Origin of the sequence: Streptomyces genisteinicus (genome assembly GCF_014489615.1) — a bacterium.
Lineage (GTDB): Bacteria > Actinomycetota > Actinomycetes > Streptomycetales > Streptomycetaceae > Streptomyces > Streptomyces genisteinicus.
Map to the genome: position 1 here is coordinate 4,430,351 of NZ_CP060825.1, position 18,294 is coordinate 4,448,644.

General features: G+C 73.9%; 19 protein-coding genes and 1 riboswitch. Of the genes, 9 read left to right on the plus strand and 10 right to left on the minus strand.

Features of this window, described 5'->3' with window-relative positions; all coding sequences use genetic code 11:
- Positions 1–39: 39 nt before the first annotated feature.
- From IAG43_RS19345 to IAG43_RS19370, 6 genes are all read right to left on the minus strand, one after another.
- Positions 40–1,026 (minus strand): helix-turn-helix domain-containing protein, encoded by a 987-nt coding sequence (locus tag IAG43_RS19345; protein ID WP_187741957.1) that lies wholly within the window; start codon positions 1,024–1,026, stop codon positions 40–42.
- Between the two features lie 302 nt (positions 1,027–1,328).
- Entirely contained in the window at positions 1,329–1,997 is a 669-nt protein-coding gene (locus IAG43_RS19350) for a hypothetical protein (protein ID WP_187741958.1), read from the minus strand.
- A 117-nt stretch (positions 1,998–2,114) separates the two neighbouring features.
- Positions 2,115–2,324, minus strand: coding sequence for a DUF1272 domain-containing protein (locus IAG43_RS19355; protein WP_187741959.1), 210 nt, complete (start codon positions 2,322–2,324; stop codon positions 2,115–2,117).
- A 301-nt stretch (positions 2,325–2,625) separates the two neighbouring features.
- Positions 2,626–2,967 (minus strand): hypothetical protein, encoded by a 342-nt coding sequence (locus IAG43_RS19360; RefSeq protein ID WP_187741960.1) that lies wholly within the window; start codon positions 2,965–2,967, stop codon positions 2,626–2,628.
- A 51-nt stretch (positions 2,968–3,018) separates the two neighbouring features.
- A complete protein-coding gene (locus IAG43_RS19365; RefSeq protein WP_187741961.1) occupies positions 3,019–3,774 on the minus strand; it encodes an isocitrate lyase/PEP mutase family protein in 756 nt (251 codons plus the stop codon).
- Positions 3,775–3,801: 27 nt separating this feature from the next.
- A complete protein-coding gene (locus IAG43_RS19370) occupies positions 3,802–4,311 on the minus strand; it encodes a carboxymuconolactone decarboxylase family protein (protein WP_187741962.1) in 510 nt (169 codons plus the stop codon).
- A gap of 47 nt (positions 4,312–4,358) precedes the next feature.
- Between IAG43_RS19370 and pdxR the strand changes: the two genes are divergently transcribed.
- Positions 4,359–5,777 (plus strand): MocR-like pyridoxine biosynthesis transcription factor PdxR, encoded by a 1,419-nt coding sequence (gene pdxR, locus IAG43_RS19375; RefSeq protein WP_187741963.1) that lies wholly within the window; start codon positions 4,359–4,361, stop codon positions 5,775–5,777.
- 94 nt (positions 5,778–5,871) lie between these two features.
- On the opposite strand, the gene IAG43_RS19380 is transcribed toward pdxR, so the two are convergent.
- A complete protein-coding gene (locus IAG43_RS19380; RefSeq protein ID WP_187741964.1) occupies positions 5,872–6,393 on the minus strand; it encodes a hypothetical protein in 522 nt (173 codons plus the stop codon).
- Positions 6,394–6,537: 144 nt separating this feature from the next.
- Positions 6,538–7,392 carry a DMT family protein gene (locus tag IAG43_RS19385; RefSeq protein ID WP_187744539.1) on the minus strand — a complete coding sequence of 285 codons (855 nt, stop codon included), beginning with the start codon at positions 7,390–7,392 and terminating at the stop codon, positions 6,538–6,540.
- Positions 7,393–7,495: 103 nt separating this feature from the next.
- Between IAG43_RS19385 and IAG43_RS19390 the strand changes: the two genes are divergently transcribed.
- The 4 genes from IAG43_RS19390 to IAG43_RS19405 all read left to right on the plus strand — a co-directional run bounded on the left by IAG43_RS19390 (position 7,496) and on the right by IAG43_RS19405 (position 11,073).
- Positions 7,496–8,134, plus strand: a complete 639-nt coding sequence (locus tag IAG43_RS19390; protein WP_187741965.1) for a hypothetical protein — start codon at positions 7,496–7,498, stop codon at positions 8,132–8,134.
- A complete protein-coding gene (locus IAG43_RS19395) occupies positions 8,124–9,281 on the plus strand; it encodes an XRE family transcriptional regulator (protein ID WP_281403969.1) in 1,158 nt (385 codons plus the stop codon). The genes IAG43_RS19390 and IAG43_RS19395 overlap by 11 nt, the downstream gene beginning before the upstream one ends.
- Positions 9,282–9,595: 314 nt before the next feature.
- Complete coding sequence (locus IAG43_RS19400; RefSeq protein WP_187741967.1) at positions 9,596–9,886, plus strand: hypothetical protein; 291 nt, start codon at positions 9,596–9,598, stop codon at positions 9,884–9,886.
- 5 nt (positions 9,887–9,891) lie between these two features.
- Positions 9,892–11,073 (plus strand): glutathionylspermidine synthase family protein, encoded by a 1,182-nt coding sequence (locus IAG43_RS19405; RefSeq protein WP_187741968.1) that lies wholly within the window; start codon positions 9,892–9,894, stop codon positions 11,071–11,073.
- Positions 11,074–11,128: 55 nt separating this feature from the next.
- Here the strand turns inward: IAG43_RS19405 and rocD are convergent, their stop codons facing one another.
- A complete protein-coding gene (rocD, locus tag IAG43_RS19410) occupies positions 11,129–12,349 on the minus strand; it encodes an ornithine--oxo-acid transaminase (protein ID WP_187744540.1) in 1,221 nt (406 codons plus the stop codon).
- Between the two features lie 221 nt (positions 12,350–12,570).
- Positions 12,571–12,659, plus strand: a riboswitch (ZMP/ZTP riboswitch).
- 40 nt (positions 12,660–12,699) lie between these two features.
- On the opposite strand from rocD, the gene IAG43_RS19415 reads away from it, so the two are divergent.
- The 4 genes from IAG43_RS19415 (at position 12,700) to IAG43_RS19430 (ending at position 16,986) form a co-directional block, all read left to right on the plus strand.
- Complete coding sequence (locus tag IAG43_RS19415; protein ID WP_187741969.1) at positions 12,700–13,968, plus strand: serine hydroxymethyltransferase; 1,269 nt, start codon at positions 12,700–12,702, stop codon at positions 13,966–13,968.
- A 131-nt stretch (positions 13,969–14,099) separates the two neighbouring features.
- Positions 14,100–15,110: a tryptophan--tRNA ligase gene (gene trpS, locus IAG43_RS19420; protein ID WP_187744541.1), complete on the plus strand. Its 1,011-nt coding sequence runs from the start codon at positions 14,100–14,102 to the stop codon at positions 15,108–15,110.
- A 208-nt stretch (positions 15,111–15,318) separates the two neighbouring features.
- Complete coding sequence (locus IAG43_RS19425; RefSeq protein ID WP_187741970.1) at positions 15,319–15,900, plus strand: 2'-5' RNA ligase family protein; 582 nt, start codon at positions 15,319–15,321, stop codon at positions 15,898–15,900.
- A 117-nt stretch (positions 15,901–16,017) separates the two neighbouring features.
- Positions 16,018–16,986 (plus strand): YihY/virulence factor BrkB family protein, encoded by a 969-nt coding sequence (locus IAG43_RS19430; RefSeq protein WP_187741971.1) that lies wholly within the window; start codon positions 16,018–16,020, stop codon positions 16,984–16,986.
- On the opposite strand, the gene IAG43_RS19435 is transcribed toward IAG43_RS19430, so the two are convergent.
- Positions 16,934–18,124, minus strand: a complete 1,191-nt coding sequence (locus IAG43_RS19435) for a D-alanyl-D-alanine carboxypeptidase family protein (protein WP_425508650.1) — start codon at positions 18,122–18,124, stop codon at positions 16,934–16,936. The two genes, IAG43_RS19430 and IAG43_RS19435, sit on opposite strands and share 53 nt — an antisense overlap.
- Between the last annotated feature and the right edge of the window lie 170 nt (positions 18,125–18,294).

Here is an 18,294-nt window from a genome sequence, read left to right on the forward strand (position 1 = left end):
TCGCGCAGAGCCGCGTACCGGCTGGCGCCGTGCCGCACGCTAGGCGGCCCTCGCCGCCGTGCCCCGGCAGTCACGGCACCGTTCTCCCTCCGGGGCGCGGATGCCGCGTTCGCAGCCGTCGCAGTTCCGCATCGGGAGGGGTGGGGGCGCCGGTGCCGGAAGTGGCGGCGGCGCGAGGGTGGCGAGCCGGTGGGCGAGGAGTCCGGCGGGGCGTCTGAGGGCGGCGGGCAGGCCGGTGGTGAGCGCGAGGCGGACGGCGTCGGGACCGGCCTCGCGTTCGAGCCAGGCCGCGACGGCCGGGGTCAGGCGGCGCACCTCGTGCTCGGAGAGCAGCAGACGGGCGTCGTCGCGGCGCAGTGCGCAGAGCAGGCCGGAGGCGACGCGGAGACGGTCCGGGTCGTACGCGACGGGTTCCGGGAGCGGGGCCGGGGGTGCGGACGGGGGCCCGGCCCGGGGAGCCTCGGGCTCCGGGGGCGGAGCGGGCGCGGGATCGGCGGCTGCCGGTACGGGGACGGGCAGCGGACCGGACTCGACGGGAGCGGGCACCGGCACCGGCTCCGGCTCGGGCTCGGGATCGACGGGGGAGGGCACGGGCCCGGGCGCGACGGGCTCGATCGGTTCGGCGGGCCGCACCGGCTGCGGTGGACCCGACTCGTGCACCGTCTCCGGCCGGGCGTAGGAGATCGTGCGGGTGACGACCGCGCCGCCGGGGATGCGCTCCTTGAAGCGCCGCAGGTAGCTGTGGGTCTCCAGTTCGCGCAAGGCGGCGGCGATCCGGGCCTCGCTCTCCGGGAAGCGGGCGGAGAGCGTCTTGATGCCGACCTTCGCGCCGTCGGGGAGCGACTGGATGTGCACGGCGAGCCCGATCGCGGTGAGCGACAACTCGCCGTGCTGGGCGAGGTGGTTGCCGACGATCGTGAAGCGCTCGGTGTGGATCGCGTGGACGTGGACGACACCGAAAGCGGTGACGCGCCCGGGAACGCGGGACGGGGCGCGCGAGGGCGCGCTAATCTGCGGGGTATCCATCGGGAAGCCTCTTACTTCCTCGGTGGTCAGGCCCTCGATCGGGATTGCAGTCCCGGCCGGGGGCCGACGCATGTCTGGAGTTGTCGCGGCGAGCATATGCCCGCCGACCCGCCCGAAATCCAGTCCGATCGGCCCAAGTCACCCGGGAGAGTGACGCGTTGCGTCACGGGCTCCGGTGGGGTGGGTGAGGTTCTTGCTCCCGGTACTTGAGAGCTTTTTGCGTCGTGCGCGAGCGGGTCGCGGGGAGCCGGGTCGCGGGTTCCCGCGACCCGGTGCGAGCTGCGGCGATGCGGGGCGGGCGGTCAGGCGGTGGCCGCCTCCGGAGCCGTCCGCCCGGGCAGGAAGCGGCGGGCGGTGAGCAGGAGACCCGCGCCGAGGACGACCTCGCCCGCGTTGCCGAGCACGGGGACTCCCGCGGCCGCCCCGGAGACGACGACCATGACGGCCGCCGTGACGGCGAGCGGCGTGAAGCCCGTACGCCGCCACACGGCGATTCCGGCGCCGAGGACCACCAGGCCGGTCACGATGGCCGGCAGCGGGCCGACGGGGGAGGGGGCGTCGTTCACGTAGCGCAGGACTCCGTGCCACTCCTCGGGGCTCAGGGACATGCCGAACACGTCGTGGCTGCTGCCCGCCACGATCAGCGCCAGGGTGAGCACGCCCGTGGCGATGCGCAGCGGCGGGCGGGCGGCGGCCCGCACTCCGGCGCACTCCGCCGCCGTCAGCGCCCAGACGACGAGGAACGGGGTGAGCAGGGCGTGCAGCACGAAGCGGGGCGTGTTGAGCGCTTCGAGGAGCGGCCCTTCGCCGATGGTGGCGCCCAGGGCGATCATCCCGTTGTCCCAGACCAGGGCGGCGCAGGTCAGGGCGGGTATGAGGGTGAGGCGTCCGGGAGCCGTCCGCACGTACCGTGCCAAGGCGACGGCCAGGGCGAGTTGACCGGCCGCGAGAACGGCGAACAGCAGTGACACGGGCGTGTCCTTCTGGATCGAGGATGCGAAAGTATCTCGATCGTCAAGATATATGGTCGCCCGTGCCGCCCCCGATCCGCCCCCGCGTCGTGCTCGGGGCGGGGGTTGCCGTCCCGGTCAGGCGTCCGGCGCCGCCCCGGCGGGGGCCGCGGCGGCGCGGCGCGGCCGGGGCACCAGTTCGCCGCCGCAGTTGGGGCACACGCCCGTCATGGCGTCGGCGCAGGCCACGCAGAAGCTGCACTCGTACGAGCAGATCCGTGCGGGCCCGTCGGCCGCCAGGACGGCCGTCTCGCAGCGCTCACACCGGTCTCGCATCTCCAGAGCCACGTGTCGGCCCCTCCCTCGTCACGACGGCGAACGAACTCCCCCATGGTCCGCGCCCCGCCCGGCTCCCTCCACGCCTTCCACGGCCAAAGATCGAAGAAATCGGGACAGCGCCTGACCAGGCGGAACGGGTGGGGCGCCGCGTCCCGCTCGCCGCGGACCGCCGTGCCCGGCCCACGGACCGGTGTCCGCTCCCTCCGGCGCCGCCCGCGCCGCCTGCCCGTGCCGCCGGGGCCCGGTGCGCGGCGCACCCGGCCCCGGCGCACCCCGCCCCCGCTGCCCGCCTCCGCGCGCCGCGTCCGGGCTACGCCGCGCCCCGCGCGTCCTCCACCGACCGTGTGGTGCGGGCGAGTTCGACCGCCGCGAGCAGGCTCATCCCCGGCGCCGCCTCGCGCAGCGCCTTGATCGCCGTGACCGAGTCGGCCGGGCCCGTCACCGCCGCCGCGTCCAGGTGGGCGCGGACCCAGCGGGCCTGCGTCTCCTCCTCGGAGGCCGAGGAGACCCCGCCCGCGATCTCCAGCGCCCGCTCCAGCCCGGGGCGCTCCTCGGGCGACGCCCCGGCCAGCGCCTCGCGGAGCGCGGCGGTCACGCCCTCGGAGTCCCGGACGAAAATGGTCTGCACATCCCGCTTCGTCAGTCCGAACATGCCTCGATCGTCCGTGCGGAGGCCGCCGCGCAGCAAGGGAGTTGAGCCTCTTCAGAGGGTCGGCGCCGGGTCCGGGGCGCCGGGTCCGGCCAGCTCGCGGGCCATCTCCGCCACAGCGCCGAGCGCCCTTCGCTGGAGACCGGGACCGAACGTGATCCGGCGCGCGCCGAGGCGGCCGAGCTCCGCGACGGGAGGAGCGGTCGCCGGGGCGTGGACGTTGACCGGCAGCGCCGTCGCGGCCGCCAGCACCGGCAGGTGCTCCGCGGGCGCCAGGATCGGGTAGACGCCGTGCACCCCCGCGGCCTCGTAGAGCCGTATCCGGGCGATCGCCGCCGCCGGGTCCGTGTCGCCGCGCAGATACGTGTCCACGCGGGCGTTCACGAACAGCGCGCCGTCCGCCGCCGCGCACACCTCGGCCAGCCGGTCCGCGTGCCGGTCCGGGTCCGCGAGAGCCCCCGACGGGTCGCTGTCCTCCAGGTTGCAGCCGACCGCACCCGTCTCCAGGACGCGGGCCACCAGCTCCTTCGGCGGCAGCCCGTACCCGCTCTCCAGGTCCGCGCTCACCGGTACGCCGGCCGCCCGCACGATCCTCGCGACGGCCGCGAACATCTCGTCCGCCGGCACGTCCCCGTCCGCGTACCCCAGCGACGCCGCGACCCCCGCGCTCGGCGTCGCCAGGGCCGGGAACCCGGCGTCCGCGAACGCCCGGGCGGACGCCGCGTCCCACGGGCCGGGCAGGACCAGGGGGCGGTCCGGCTCCCTGCCGTGGTGCAGCGAACGGAAGTGATCCGCACCGTTGTGCGTCATACCTGCCTCCCCTGTTGTCGGCGCGGCTCAGTGCTTCGCAGAGCCCGGGTGGTAGTGGCCGGGCGTCAGGCGGCCCGCGACGCCGAGGCGGTTCCAGAAGTTGATCATGCCGATCGACGCGATGAGCTGGGCCAGTTCCGTCTCCTCGAACTGCTTCGCCGCCCGCTCGAACACCTCGTCGGGGACGAAGCCGTCGGTGAGCACCGTCACCGCTTCCGTCAGTTCGAGTGCCGCGATCTCCCGCTCGGTGTAGAAGTGCCGCGACTCCTCCCATGCGGACAGCTGCACGATCCGCTCCACCGACTCGCCGGCCGCCAGTGCGTCCTTGCTGTGCATGTCGAGGCAGAACGCGCAGTGGTTGAGCTGCGAGGCGCGGATCTTGACCAGTTCGACCAGTTTCGCGTCGAGGCCCTTGCGCGCCTCCGCGTCCAGCCGCGCCGCCGCCTTGTAGACGTGGGGCAGCACGCCGGAGACGCTCAGCCGGGGGGTGTGTTCGGGGGCGTAGCCGCCTGCCGATGCCGTGGGTGTCGTCGTCATACGTCCGACCGTAGGCGTCATGTGGCACAGGAGTATGGTCCATTCCCATGAGCGATTCATGGGCCACTTTCGGTGCCGACCTGCACCTGGACATGAGCGGACCGCGGCTGCGCGCGGGACTGATGACCGCCCTGCGGGACGCCGTCCGCAGCGGCCGGCTCGCCCCGGGCGCCAGACTCCCGTCCTCCCGGTCGCTCGCCGCCGACCTCGGGATCGCCCGCAACACCGTCGCGGACGCCTACGCCGAACTCGTCGCCGAGGGCTGGCTCACGGCACGCCAGGGCTCCGGCACCCGCGTGGCGCCGCGCCCCGCCGCACGGACCGCGCCCCCCGCACCCGCGCCGACGCGCGGCCGCCCGGAACGCGAACGGCCCGCCCACAGCCTCATGCCGGGCCGCCCCGACGTCGCCTCGTTCCCCCGGGCCGCCTGGCTCAAGGCGGCCCGGCGGGCCCTCACCGCCGTCCCCGACGACGCGTTCGGCTACGGCGATCCGCGCGGCCGCCCGGAACTGCGCACGGCGCTCGCCGACTACCTGGCCCGCGCCCGCGGCGTGCACGCCACACCCGAACGCATCCTGATCTGCTCCGGCTTCGTGCACGGGCTCTCGCTGGTGGGCCGGACGCTGGCGCGCCGCGGGGTGCGGAGGGCGGCCGTCGAGTCGTACGGGCTGGACATCCACTGGAACCTGCTCGCCCAAGCCGGACTCGCGCTCTCCCCGCTCCCGTTCGACGCCGCCGGCACCCGCCCCGAGGCGCCCGGCGCCCTGCACGGGGCCGGTGCGGTGCTCATGACCCCCGCGCACCAGTTCCCGCTCGGCGTGCCCCTGTCGCCGACCGGCCGCGCCGCGGCCGTCGACTGGGCCCGCAGGACGGGCGGGCTGGTCCTGGAGGACGACTACGACGGCGAGTTCCGCTACGACCGGCAGCCGGTGGGCGCGCTCCAGGGGCTCGACCCCGACCGGGTCGTCTACTTCGGCACCGCGAGCAAGTCCCTCGCCCCCGGGCTGCGGCTCGCCTGGATGGTGCTCCCGGAACCGGTCGTCGGCGAGGTGCTCGCCACGAGCGGGGGCGAGGCACGGCTGACCGGGGTCACCGACCAGCTCACGCTGGCGGAGTTCCTCACCTCGGGCGCGTACGACCGCCACGTCCGGGCGATGCGGCTGCGCTACCGGCGACGCCGCGACGACCTGGTGGACCGGGTGCGGCGCGAGGCCCCCCACGTCCGGGTGAGCGGGATCGCCGCCGGGCTGCACGCCGTGCTCGAACTGCCCCCGGGCGGCGAGGCGTCGGCGCTGCGCGCGGCGGCCTGGCACGGCCTTCAGGTCGAGGGCCTGGGCCGCTACCGCCACCCGGACGCGCTCCCGGGCGGCCCGGAGGGCCTGGTCGTCGGCTACGGCACCCCGTCGGACAGCTCGTGGAACGGGACGCTCGACGTCCTGTGCCACGTGCTCCGCGCGACGGGGTGAGACGGGCCCCCGCGGCCCTCGCGCCCCCTGCCGTGCCACCCGGCGCCCCGCCCCCGCCCGACCATCCGGCGGCCGCGGGGCGCGGGGCGCGGCCTCAGCCGATCTCCAGGGCGGCGCGGGCCAGGTCCAGGAAACGGGAATGGTCCTCGCGGAACACCCGGTAGGCCCGGTCGTACGCCTCCCGGTCGCCCGCGCCCTCGGCCAGGCCGACCAGCTCCCGCTGGGCCGTGAGCGCCTTGCGCCGCAGCTGCCTCGCGGCCTCGGCGGCGTCCTCCGGTCCCTCCAGGGCGACCTCGCGGCTGGCCCGCGTCACCTCGTTCAGCGCGGCGCGCGACGCGGTGCGCATCTTCTGGAGCACTGCCTGGCGGCGTGCGCCCTCGGGAGCGGCGTCCGCCTCCTTCATGCGCCAGAACACCTCGGAGAGCCCGTGCACGGTGGCGCTCAGCTCCCGGTAGGCGTCCCGCCGCCGGGTCCGTGCCTGGGCCACCTCGGCCGCGTTCGCCGTGACCTCGGCCTCCACGCGCGCCGAGCGGGTCAGGCTCCGCCCGGTGACCCAGCTCGCGACGACGGCGGTGCCGCCGGTTATCAGTCCGATCCACCAACTGTTGTCCACCACAGGGGAATTGTTCCAGCACGGGTGTGCGAGACGAAGCGGGCGCGGCCGTGTGCGGGGCGCCCGCCGCAGCGTCCCCGCAGCCCGCACCCGGGCCGTGCACCCCGTGCCGGCGCCCCCGGGCCGCCCGCCCGCCCTCCGGGGCCCTCACCGGGCCGGGGCGGCGTCCGCAGCGGTCTCCGGCCGCGCCGGCGGCTCCCCGAACCGGGCCAGCGCCAGGGCACCCGCCACCGCCACGGTGAAGCCGGCGACGGCGAGCGGGGCCAGGCCCTCCCGGGTGCGGTCGCCGAGCCAGACGACGCCGATCAGGGCGGGGCCCACCGTCTCGCCGATGACCATCCCGGCGGTCGCGGTCGTCACCGAGCCGCGGGCGAGGGCCGAGGTCAGCAGCAGGAACGCCGCCCCGCCGCCGAGCAGCAGCGCGTACAGCGCCGGGTCGGTGAACAGCCCCGGCAGCGCGAGGGAGTCGATCAGCCGGACGGACACCTCGACGACCCCGAAGCCGATGCCCGACCCCAGCCCCAGCACCAGCGCGCGCGGCTTGTCCGGCAGCCGCCCGGCGAGCGCGCCCACCACCAGCACCCCGGCCGCCGCGCCCAGCATCGACCACGCCAGTGCGTCCGAGCCCTCCCGGTCGCCCTCCGGTCCGGACGCGAGGCCCAGCAGCGCCAGCCCCAGACAGACGGCGGCGACCGCCCCCCACTCGGCGCGCTTCAGCCGGATCCGCATCAGCCGCGCCGCCACCACCGCCGTGACGGCGAGACTCGCGGCGAGCGCGGCCCCGACGGCGTAGATGGGGAGCGCCCGCAGGGCCACGACCTGGAGCAGGAACCCCGCCCCGTCGAGCCCCAGCCCCACCACGTAGCGCCACTGCCGCACGGCCCGCAGCAGCAGCGCCGCGTCCACACCGGACCCGCTGCCGGGCGCGGTGCTGCGCGCCGCCATGGCCTGGAGGACGGAGGCCGTGCCGTAGCAGACCGCGGACGCGAGGGCGCAGATCATCCCGAGGAGCACGAAGGGGACTCTAGATTTCGCGGGCCCCGAAAGGGTGGATCCTCCCCACAGGGATCGAAAGTGTGTAATCAAGCGCTATAAAATAACGCGCATGCTCACGCCTGAGGATGCCTCCTACATCACGGCCGCCACCGAAGGGCTGGCCGAGCCGCTGTACGCCGCCCTCGATCACGGCTACACCGCCGCGCACGGTCACTACGACGACACGGGGATGGTCGGCGAGGGGTACAGCAAGGGGCGTACCGACCTCACGCGCGACCATGTCCGCCGCCGGCTGGAGGAGCTCCATGGCGAGCGGGTGGATCTGGGCGGCTGGCGTCCCCTCTCCGTGGCCAGCGGCCGGCTGCACCTCGCGCACGGCAGCATGACCCTGCGGCTCCTGCATGCCACACCGTTCGACCTGATTCCGGCTCCCGGTCGGAACAAGGCGCGCATTAGCTACTATCGAAATCGAACGGTTGATCTGTTCGGTGTCGAGGTGAGCAACCTCCTCGCCGTGTGGCTGTCCCCGGGCGAGGCCGGTGGGGACATCTCCATCCGCATCGTGCGTCCGATCGGGGAGTGGAAGCCGGGTCGCCCGCCCAAGTTCGACCTGGACTTCGAGCTGCCGCGTCACACTGAGACGTTCACGGGTGCCGAGTGGGAGTTCGTCCCGGACGAGGGCGGCATCGCGCTGCCCTTCGATTTCGACGACGATCTTCGCGAAGAGGGTGAAGGAAGTGGGGCGTAGTCCTGGGGAGCGCATCCGTACGCTCAGACTCCTGATGGGGCTCACCCAGGGCGAACTGGCCCAGGCGGCGGGTGTTTCGCAGCCCCTCGTCTCGCAGATGCAGCGGGGAACCCGGGCGGTCACCGCTGACGTGCTCACGCGTGTCGCCGAGGCGACCGGCACGCCCATGTCCTTCTTCGAGATCGACCCGGTGGATCTGCCGGCCGACACGCTGGCCTTCCGCAAGAAGGCCGGCACCTCGCCTCGCGAGGTGGAACGGGTCGAGGCCACCGTGCGGGAGGCGTACCGCGTCGCCGCCCGTCTGATGGCCGAGACCCGGGTGCGGCGCACTCCGTTGCCCCGTGCCGAGGGCGAGTTGAGCGCGGACGACATCGAGGAGTTCGCCGCGCGTACCCGTGACGCGCTGGGCCTGGCCCGTGACGGCGTCGTCGGGCACGTGATCCGTGCCTGCGAGGGGGCGGGCATTCCCGTGGTGCCGTTGGTGCTGGTCGACGCCCAGGGCAGCGGCGAGGAGATCGTCGTGGGGCATTCCGGTGTCTCCTGCTGGCGAGGCATCCGTGACCCGCTGCTGGTCAGCTACTTCTCGGCCGGCAGCGGTGACCGTCAGCGCTTCACCACCGCTCATGAACTCGGCCACCTCGTCCTCCATCCCGCTCGCCGGGGGCTTGTCGACGCCCTCGGCGCGGAGGCCGAGGCGCACCGATTCGCAGGAGCGTTCCTCCTGCCGGGTCCGCGGGCGGCCGAAGCCTTCGAGGGGCCGTTGACGCTGAAGGACTTCGCCGCACTGAAGAAACGGTGGGGCATGTCGATCCAGGCGCTGATCAACCGTGCCCACGACCTCGGACACGTGGACGCGGCTCGCCGTGAAAGCCTGTACAAGCAACTGTCCGCGCGGGGTTGGCGAACGGTGGAGCCGGTGACCGTGCACCCGGAACAGCCCTCGCTCATGCGGGCGATGCTGATCCGCCGGTACGGCGAGCAGCCCTCGCTCCTCCCGGCCGCCGAGGACCTTGCCCTGCACCCCGTGCTCCTGAGGTCGCTCGTGCCGGACGTCGAACCCGGCGCAGGGCCGCGCCGCGAGAGCGCACCCGTCATCAGTCTCGGTGAGCGCCGGGTCGGCCGGGAGAACCGGCTGCGGGCCCTCTGAGCGCCCGGCGGCTCGCGGGCCGCGCGGGCTGCCGGGCACAGGCACGCCGGTGGCGGTGGAGTCTGCCGGAGCCCGGCAGTGCCTGGCCGGACACCGGCGGGGCAGGATGAGGGGGAACCGGACAACGGCCGGAAGCGGCCGCCGTGCGGCCGGACGCCGCGCCGGGCGGGTGCCGTCCCGCGAGGGGCCCGCGCCCGGTTGCCGGGCCGGAAGCGGAACCGCGGGTGCCGTTCCGGGCGTGGACATCAGGTGGACGCACCGGCCCCGGCCGGTGGGACGCGGAACGAGTACAGGACGACGGGGGCAGGGACACGATGGGACGACGCAGGCTGAGGTCGGGCACGGTGCTGCTCGGAGGTGTGGGGCTGCTCGCCGCCTCGCTCGCGGCGTGCGGGTCGGAGCCGGACAAGCGGTGCGCCGACCCCGTGTCGCGCGAGATCCTGCCGGACTCCCGCTGCAAGAGCGGCAGCAGCGGCTCCGGCGGCGGAGGCGGCAAGTACTACTACGGCGGCACGGTCAGCGACGGCAAGGTCTCCGGCGGCAGCTTCGACAAGTCCGCCGTCAAGCGCGGGGGCTTCGGCAAGTCCGGTTCGGGCGGGGGCTGATCGCCGTGCAGCGCCGCACCGCCGAGCCGCGCGAGGGCTGGCAGGAGACCGTCGAGGCGCAGGGCTGCGTCTACCCGCTGACCCGGCACCCCGACGGCTCACTGCGCCCGTACTGGGACGAGAGCGCCTACTACGCGTTCACCCTCCCCGAGGTCGAGGCCCTGGAGGAGGTCGTGGAGGAGCTGCACGCCATGTCGCTGGCGGCGGCCGCCCACATCGTCGAGAAGGATCGTTTCGCCGAGCTGGGGATCACCGATCCGCGGGTCGTCGCCCACGTCGCCGAGGCCTGGCGCCGCCGCGACGAACTGCCCTCCCTCTACGGACGGTTCGACCTCCACTACGACGGCACCGGCCCCGCCCGGATGCTGGAGTACAACGCCGACACCCCGACCTCGCTCGTCGAGGCCGCGAGCCCCCAGTGGTTCTGGATGGAGGAGCGCTTCCCCGGCGCCGACCAGTGGAACTCGCTCCACGAACGCCTCGTCGCCGCCTGGCGCCGCCAGGCCCCCCTGCTGCCGCCCGGCCCGGTGCACTTCGTGCACACCGACGGCGACGAGTGCGGCGAGGACCTGATGACCGTCGCGTACCTGCGCGAGACCGCCGAGCAGGCGGGCATCGAGACCGAGGCGCTCTCCGTCGAGAGCATCGGCTGGGACGCGATCTCGGGCCGCTTCGTGGACGACCGGCTGCGCTTCATCCGCAGCTGCTTCAAGCTCTACCCGTGGGAGTGGCTGGTCACCGACGACTTCGGCCCGCACGTCCTCGACACCCTGGACAACGGCGGCGGCACCGGGACCACCTGCTGGATCGAGCCCGCGTGGAAGATGCTGCTCTCCAACAAGGCGCTGCTGGCGATCCTCTGGGAGCTGTACCCGGGCCACCCGAACCTGCTCCCGGCCTACCTCGACGGGCCGCGCGAACTGGCCGACGGGCCGGGCTGGGTGTCCAAGCCGCTGCTCGGCCGCGAGGGCGCCGGCGTCACCGTGCACGAGGCGGGCAGCGCGTTCGTCCCGCCCCGCGAGCCCTGCTGCCACCAGGAACTCGCGCCGCTGCCCTCCTTCGACGGCAACCGCACGGTGCTCGGCGCCTGGGTGGTCGACGGCGAGGCGGCCGGTCTCGGCATCCGCGAGTCGGCCGGGCTGATCACGGACGGCTACGCCCGCTTCCTCCCGCACGTCATCCTCTGAGCGGGGGCGGCCCGCCGCCCCCGCCCCGCCTCAAGCCCCCCGCCCCCGCCCCGCCTCAAGCCCCCGCCGCGCCGCCCGTCAGGACCTCCCGCAGGCGGTCGAGACCCCAGTCCAGGTCCTCCTCGGAGATGATCAGCGGCGGCGCGATCCGCAGCGTCGCGCCCTGGGTGTCCTTCGCCAGCACGCCCCGTTCCATGAGCTGCTCCGAGACCTCGCGCCCGGTCCCCCGGGACGGGGCGATGTCGATCCCGGCCCACAGGCCCCTGCCCCGCACCGCGTCCACCGCGCCGCCGCCCACCAGCGCGCCCAGCTCGCGGTGGAGATGGGCGCCCAGCTCGGCGGCGCGCTGCTGGAACTCGCCCGTCCGCAGCATCGCGATCACCTCCAGCGCCACCGCGCACGCCAGCGGGTTCCCGCCGAACGTCGAGCCGTGCTCGCCCGGCCGGAAGACCCCCAGCACCTCGGCCGACGAGACCACGGCCGACACCGGCACCACGCCGCCGCCCAGCGCCTTGCCGAGGACGTACATGTCCGGGACGACGCCCTCCTGCCGGCACGCGAACGTGGCTCCCGTGCGGCCGAGGCCCGACTGGATCTCGTCGGCGACGAAGAGCACCCCGCGCTCCCGGGTCAGGTCGCGCACCCCGCGCAGATAGCCGGGCGGCGGCACGATCACCCCGGCCTCGCCCTGGACCGGCTCCAGCAGCACGGCCACCGTGTTCGCCGAGAGGGCGTTCTCCATGGCGGTCAGGTCGCCGTAGGGCACGATCTCGAAGCCGGGAGTGTAGGGGCCGAAGTCCGCGCGGGCGTCGTGGTCGGTGGAGAAGCTGATCAGCGTGGTGGTGCGGCCGTGGAAGTTGTTCGCGGCGACGACGATCTTGGCCTGCCCCTGCGGCACCCCCTTGACCTTGTGGCCCCACTTGCGGACGGTCTTCACCGCCGTCTCCACGGCCTCGGCGCCGGTGTTCATCGGCAGCACCGCCTCCATCTCGCACAACTCGGCGAGCTGCGCGCAGAAGTCGGCGAAGCGGTCGTGGTGGAAGGCCCGCGAGGTGAGCGTCACCCGGTCGAGCTGGGCCTTGGCAGCGGCGATCAGACGCCGGTTGCCGTGCCCGAAGTTCAGCGCGGAGTAGCCGGCCAGCAGATCGAGGTAGCGGCGCCCCTCCACGTCGGTCATCCAGGCGCCCTCCGCCGAGGCGACGACGACCGGCAGCGGGTGGTAGGTGTGCGCGGTGTGCGCCTCGGCGGCGGCGAAGGCGGACGCCGAGCCGGTCACCGGGCCGGAGGCGGACCCCGCTCCCGGGCCGGGCCCCGCGGCGGGCGGCGTGGCGGGGGTCGGGTCGGGCGTCGAGGCGGGCGGCGTGGTGGACACGGGTGCTCCGATCGTCGTGCGGCGGCCCCCCGGGTGGCCCCGGCCTTCCCGGCCGGCCCCCTCCTCCATGGTCGCTCGCCATGCGGACACCGCGGTCCGCCACACGCCGTGCCCGCTAGGGTGGTGCCGGGTACGGCGACTGGCGCGCGGGGAATCGACCCCGGGGGAGCCGTACGAGGCAGTACGCGTGGTGCCGACCGCCTGGGCACCCCGGGACAACGACCGATCGTCACGGACCGTCCCGGAGGACACCCATGGCCCTTCCGCTCCCGCACCCCGCCCTCACCGCCGCCGACCCCGAACTCGCCGCGCTCGTCGGCGCCGAAGAACTGCTCCAGGCCGAGACCCTGCGCCTGATCCCCAGCGAGAACTACGTCTCCGCCGCCGTGCTGGAGGCATCCGGCACCGTCCTCCAGAACAAGTACAGCGAGGGCTACCCGGGCCGCCGCTACTACGAGGGCCAGCAGAACATCGACCCGGTCGAATCCCTGGCCGTGGCCCGCGCCAAGGCCCTGTTCGGCTCCGACCACGCCAACGTCCAGCCCTACTCCGGCTCCCCGGCCAACCTCGCGGTCTACCTGGCCTTCGCCGAGCCCGGCGACACCGTGATGGGCATGGCGCTGCCGATGGGCGGCCACCTGACCCACGGATGGGGCGTCTCCGCGACCGGCTCCTGGTTCCGCGGCGTGCAGTACGGCGTACGCCGCGACACCGGCCTGATCGACTTCGACGAGGTACGCGACCTGGCCCTCAAGGAGCGGCCCAGGATCATCTTCTGCGGCGGCACCGCCCTGCCCCGCACCATCGACTTCGCCGCCTTCGCGGAGATCGCCCGGGAGACGGGCGCGGTGCTGGTCGCCGACATCGCGCACATCGCCGGCCTCGTCGCCGGCGGCGCCCACCCGTCCCCGGTGCCGCACGTGGACGTCGTGTCCACCACCACCCACAAGACACTGCGCGGCCCGCGCGGCGCGATGCTGATGGCCCGCGAGGAGCACGCGAAGGCCGTCGACAAGGCCGTCTTCCCCGGCCTCCAGGGCGGTCCGCACAACCAGACCACGGCCGCGATCGCCGTCGCCCTCAAGGAGGCCGCGGCGCCGTCCTTCCGCGACTACGCCCACGCGGTCGTCGCCAACGCGCGGGCGCTCGCCGACGCGCTGCTGGAGCGCGGCCACGACCTGGTCTCCGGCGGCACCGACAACCACCTGATCCTGATCGACCTGACCGCCAGGGACGTGCCCGGCAAGGTCGCGGCCAAGGCCCTCGACCGGGCCGGGATCGTCGTCAACTACAACACCGTCCCCTACGACCCGCGGAAGCCGTTCGACCCGTCGGGCATCCGCATCGGCACCCCCTCGCTCACCTCGCGGGGTCTGACCACGGAGCACATGCCCGCCGTCGCGGAGTGGATCGACCGGGCGGTCGCCGCGGCCGCCGGGGGCGACGAGGACACCCTCGCCGCCGTCCGCGCGGAGGTCGCGGGCCTGATGGCCGCCCACCCCGCCCCCGGCCTGCCCGTCTGACCACGGGCCGCCGCCGGTCGTGCCCCCGGGGGCACGACCGGCGGACCGGCGCCCGCCGCGCACCTGAGAGAATGATGTGCATGGCCTCTGACCCGACCGTCGCCCACCACCAGCAGGGGAATGGCACCGCCATGCAGCAGCGTCCTCGTGTGCTCTCCGGGATCCAGCCCACCGCGGGCTCGTTCCACCTCGGCAACTACCTCGGTGCCGTCCGCCAGTGGGTGGCGCTCCAGGAGTCGCACGACGCCTTCTACATGGTCGTCGACCTGCACGCGATCACGGTCCCGCAGGACCCCGCGGAGCTGCGCGCCAACACCCGCCTCGCGGTGGCCCAGCTGCTCGCCGCGGGCCTGGACCCGGACCGCTGCACCCTGTTCGTGCAGAGCCACGTGCCCGAGCACGCGCAGCTCGCCTGGGTGATGAACTGCCTCACCGGCTTCGGCGAGGCGTCCCGGATGACGCAGTTCAAGGACAAGTCCGCCAAGCAGGGCGCGGACCGTGCCTCGGTCGGCCTCTTCACGTACCCGATCCTCCAGGTCGCCGACATCCTGCTGTACCAGGCGAACGAGGTCCCGGTCGGCGAGGACCAGCGCCAGCACATCGAGCTGACCCGCGACCTCGCCGAGCGGTTCAACGGGCGCTTCGGCGACACCTTCACCGTGCCGCGCCCGCACATCCTGAAGGAGGTCGCCAAGATCTACGACCTCCAGGACCCGTCGGTCAAGATGAGCAAGTCGGCCTCCACGCCGAAGGGCCTCATCAACCTCCTCGACGAGCCGAAGGCCACGGCGAAGAAGGTCAAGAGCGCGGTCACCGACACCGACACCGTGATCCGCTTCGACCAGGCCGCCAAGCCCGGCGTCAGCAACCTGCTCACCATCTACTCCACCCTCACGGGTACGGCGATCGCCGATCTGGAGCAGAAGTACGAGGGCAAGGGCTACGGTGCGCTCAAGACGGAGCTCGCGGACGCGATGGTCGACTTCGTCACACCCTTCCGCACGCGTACGCAGGAATACCTCGACGACACCGAGACGCTGGACTCCCTCCTCGCCAAGGGCGCGGAGAAGGCCCGCACGGTGGCCGCCGAGACGCTGGCCAGCACATACGACAAGGTGGGATTCATCCCCGCGAAGCACTGAAAAGCCACCGGGCGCCCCGGACGCCCGCCCGGGGCCCGCAGCGGGCCGTCACCGCGCCGTCACGGAGTCGTCACGGCCCCGCTGGAGTCGAAGGACCTGTGTCCAAGGACTCTGGCCACGAAGTGGGTGCAGCCGCCACACTGGCGGCTGCACCACCACAACCGACCTCGTACCGGACACCCCGGTGCACAGACCCGAGGAGAACGACGTGGGGACCGTAACGCTCGGCGTTTCGATCGCGGTCCCGGAGCCACACGGCAGCCTGCTCCAGGAGCGCCGCGCGGGCTTCGGGGACCTGGCCGCGTACGGCATTCCGACCCACGTCACCCTGCTGCCGCCCACCGAGGTCGACTCCGCTGTGCTCCCCGCGGTCCGCTCCCACCTCGCCGCCGTCGCCACCGCGGGCCGGCCGTTCCGGATGCGGCTGTCGGGCACGGGGACGTTCCGTCCGCTGTCGCCCGTGGTCTTCGTCCAGGTCGTGGAGGGCGGCTCGGCCTGCTCCTGGCTCCAGGAACGCGTCCGCGACGCCTCGGGACCGCTGGCGCGCGAGCTGATGTTCCCCTACCACCCGCACGTCACCGTCGCCCACGGCATCTCCGAGGAGGCCATGGACCGGGCGTACGCGGAGCTGTCCGAGTACGCGGCCGCGTGGACGTGCGACTCGTTCGCGCTCTACGAGCAGGGCGCCGACGCGGTGTGGCGGAAGCTGAACACCTACGCCTTCGGCGGCGGCATCGCGGGCGTACCCGCCCAGGGCTCCCCGGTCGACGAGCACGCCGGCACCCTCTGACCCCACCCCACCCCACTCTGCGCGCGGCGCGCTCCGGCACCCGGCACCTGCGTTCGGTCCGGTCCCTTCCGGCGGGTCGCGGGGGCTGTACGGGCGGTGACCGGGTAGGCGTAGCCCATGGACTGGCTGATCAAGCTCCCCGTCGTCGGCCCCCTCGTCGAACGGCTGATGCGCACCCACGCGTGGCGCAGCTACGAGACGCTGGAACGGGCGCACTGGACGCGGCTCGCGGCCGCCATCACGTTCCTCAGTTTCCTCGCGCTCTTCCCGCTCATCACCTTCGCCGCCGCGATCATCGCGGCGGCCCTCGACCAGAGCGCGGTGGACGAACTCAACGACAAGATCGCCGAGCAGATCCCCGGCATCTCGGACCAGCTCGACATCAACGCCCTGGTCGCCAACGCGGGCACCGTCGGCCTCGTCTCCGGTGTGCTGCTGCTGCTCACCGGCGCCAGCTGGGTGGGCGCGATGCGGGACTGCCTGCGGGCGGTCTGGGGGACCGACGACGAGGACGAGGGCAACCCCGTCCTGCGCAAGGCCAAGGACGTCGGGGTGCTCGTCGGCCTCGGCTGCACCGGACTGCTGACCTTCGCGGTCTCCGCCCTCGGATCGTCCGCGATCGGCTGGACGATGGAGCGGCTGGGCCTGGAGGAGGGCGGCGTCGGCGGCGTCCTGCTGCGGATCGGCGCCGTCGCCCTCGCCGTGCTGGCGAACTTCCTCATCCTGCTCTACCTGCTGACGCTGCTGCCGGGCGCCCACCCGCCCCGGCGCCGCCTGATGGTGGCGGCGCTGATCGGGGCGGTCGGCTTCGAACTGCTGAAGCTGCTGCTCAGCGGCTATCTCAGCGGGGTCGCCTCACGCAGCATGTACGGGGCCTTCGGCGTGCCGATCGCCCTGCTGCTGTGGATCAACTTCACGGCCAAGCTGCTGCTCTACTGCGCCGCCTGGACGGCGACGCCGAGCGGTGACGACGAGCCCGCGGCCGAGGAGGCGACCGAGGGACCCGGCGGGAGTGACGCGCGGGACGGGTCCGTCACGGACGGGGGGAGCGGCGCATCCGGTCGGGCAGCGGCCAGCGGCGCCTGACGAGGAAGCCGCCCACGGCCAGCAGCACCAGCACCCCGCCCATCACGGCGAGCGCGATGCCCATGCCACCCGAACCGGTCTGCGCGGCCGCGACCGGTTCGGCGGGCGAGCCCTTGCCCTCCTTCACCGGCTGCGAGCCGCCCGACGACGGCAGCTCGGCCGACTTCGGCGCCACCAGTTCGCCGACCGGGGTGACCTTGCCCGCGGCGGCGAACCCCCAGTCGAGCAGCCGGGCCGCCTCCTTGTAGACGGCCTGGCCCTCCTCGGACGACGGGTTCATCACCGTCACCAGCAGGACCCGCCCGTTCCGCTCGGCGACTCCGGTGAAGGTGGCGCCCGCGTGGGTGGTGTTGCCGTTCTTGATCCCGGCGATGCCCTGGTACGGGTCGACCCCGCCGGAGCCGGTCAGCAGCCGGTTGGTGTTCTGGATCGCGAACGTCTCGCGCGGCTTGCCCTTCTTCTGCTCCCCGGGGAACTGCGCGGTCACCGTGGACGCGTACTCCCGGAAGTCCTTCTTCTGGAGCCCGCTGCGGGCGATCAGCGTGAGGTCGTACGCGGAGGAGACCTGGTTCGGCTCGTCGTAGCCGTCGGGCGAGACGACGGTGGTGTCGAGGGCCTGGAGCTCCTCGGCGTGCGCCTGCATGTCGGCGACCGACTTCTCGACCCCGCCGTTCATGGCCGACAGCACATGGACGGCGTCGTTGCCGGAGCGCAGGAAGACGCCCAGCCACAGGTCGTGGACGCTGTAGGTGTGGTCCTCCTTGACCCCCACCAGGCTGCTGCCCTCCCCGACGCCCGCGAGCTCCGCGTCGGTCACCTTGTGCACGGCGTCCTTGGGCAGCCTGGGCAGCAGCGTGTCGGCGAAGAGCATCTTCAGCGTCGACGCGGGCGGCAGCTTCCAGTGGGCGTTGTGCGCCGCGAGCACCTCGCCGCTCTCGGCGTCCGCGACGATCCACGACCGGCCGCTGACGTCCTTCGGGAGCACCGGCGCACCCGCGCCGAGGCTCACCTGGGTGCCGGGCTTGGCGAGTTGGGGACCGCCGACGCCCGACATGGCGGCCGGCGGCTGGGGCTGTTTGCCGGGCTTGTCGTCGTGCACGGCCGCGAACGCGGGTGCGGCGGTCATCGCGGGCAGCATCGCGGCGGCGACGACCGCCGGCGCGGCCCTTCGCGCGGCGGACCTGAGGGCAGCAGACAGAGCAGACACGGACGAGAACGTACAGTGCGCCGGGGAAAATATGGAGATCGGCCCGTTGACCCGCCGGGCGCGACGCCGGGACAGCCCACCCCGGAGCACCCGGTCGGAGG

What these genes read in the sequence shown, in the direction of transcription:
- IAG43_RS19430 (WP_187741971.1), top strand. Translation starts at nt 16,018, where the DNA reads ATGGACTGGCTGATCAAGCTCCCCGTCGTCGGCCCCCTCGTCGAACGG.
- IAG43_RS19345 (WP_187741957.1), bottom strand. Translation starts at nt 1,026, where the DNA reads ATGGATACCCCGCAGATTAGCGCGCCCTCGCGCGCCCCGTCCCGCGTT.
- IAG43_RS19385 (WP_187744539.1), bottom strand. Translation starts at nt 7,392, where the DNA reads ATGATCTGCGCCCTCGCGTCCGCGGTCTGCTACGGCACGGCCTCCGTC.
- trpS (WP_187744541.1), top strand. Translation starts at nt 14,100, where the DNA reads ATGCAGCAGCGTCCTCGTGTGCTCTCCGGGATCCAGCCCACCGCGGGC.
- IAG43_RS19365 (WP_187741961.1), bottom strand. Translation starts at nt 3,774, where the DNA reads ATGACGCACAACGGTGCGGATCACTTCCGTTCGCTGCACCACGGCAGG.
- IAG43_RS19415 (WP_187741969.1), top strand. Translation starts at nt 12,700, where the DNA reads ATGGCCCTTCCGCTCCCGCACCCCGCCCTCACCGCCGCCGACCCCGAA.
- IAG43_RS19360 (WP_187741960.1), bottom strand. Translation starts at nt 2,967, where the DNA reads ATGTTCGGACTGACGAAGCGGGATGTGCAGACCATTTTCGTCCGGGAC.
- IAG43_RS19435 (WP_425508650.1), bottom strand. Translation starts at nt 18,124, where the DNA reads ATGCTGCCCGCGATGACCGCCGCACCCGCGTTCGCGGCCGTGCACGAC.
- IAG43_RS19370 (WP_187741962.1), bottom strand. Translation starts at nt 4,311, where the DNA reads ATGACGACGACACCCACGGCATCGGCAGGCGGCTACGCCCCCGAACAC.
- pdxR (WP_187741963.1), top strand. Translation starts at nt 4,359, where the DNA reads ATGAGCGATTCATGGGCCACTTTCGGTGCCGACCTGCACCTGGACATG.
- IAG43_RS19400 (WP_187741967.1), top strand. Translation starts at nt 9,596, where the DNA reads ATGGGACGACGCAGGCTGAGGTCGGGCACGGTGCTGCTCGGAGGTGTG.
- IAG43_RS19390 (WP_187741965.1), top strand. Translation starts at nt 7,496, where the DNA reads ATGCTCACGCCTGAGGATGCCTCCTACATCACGGCCGCCACCGAAGGG.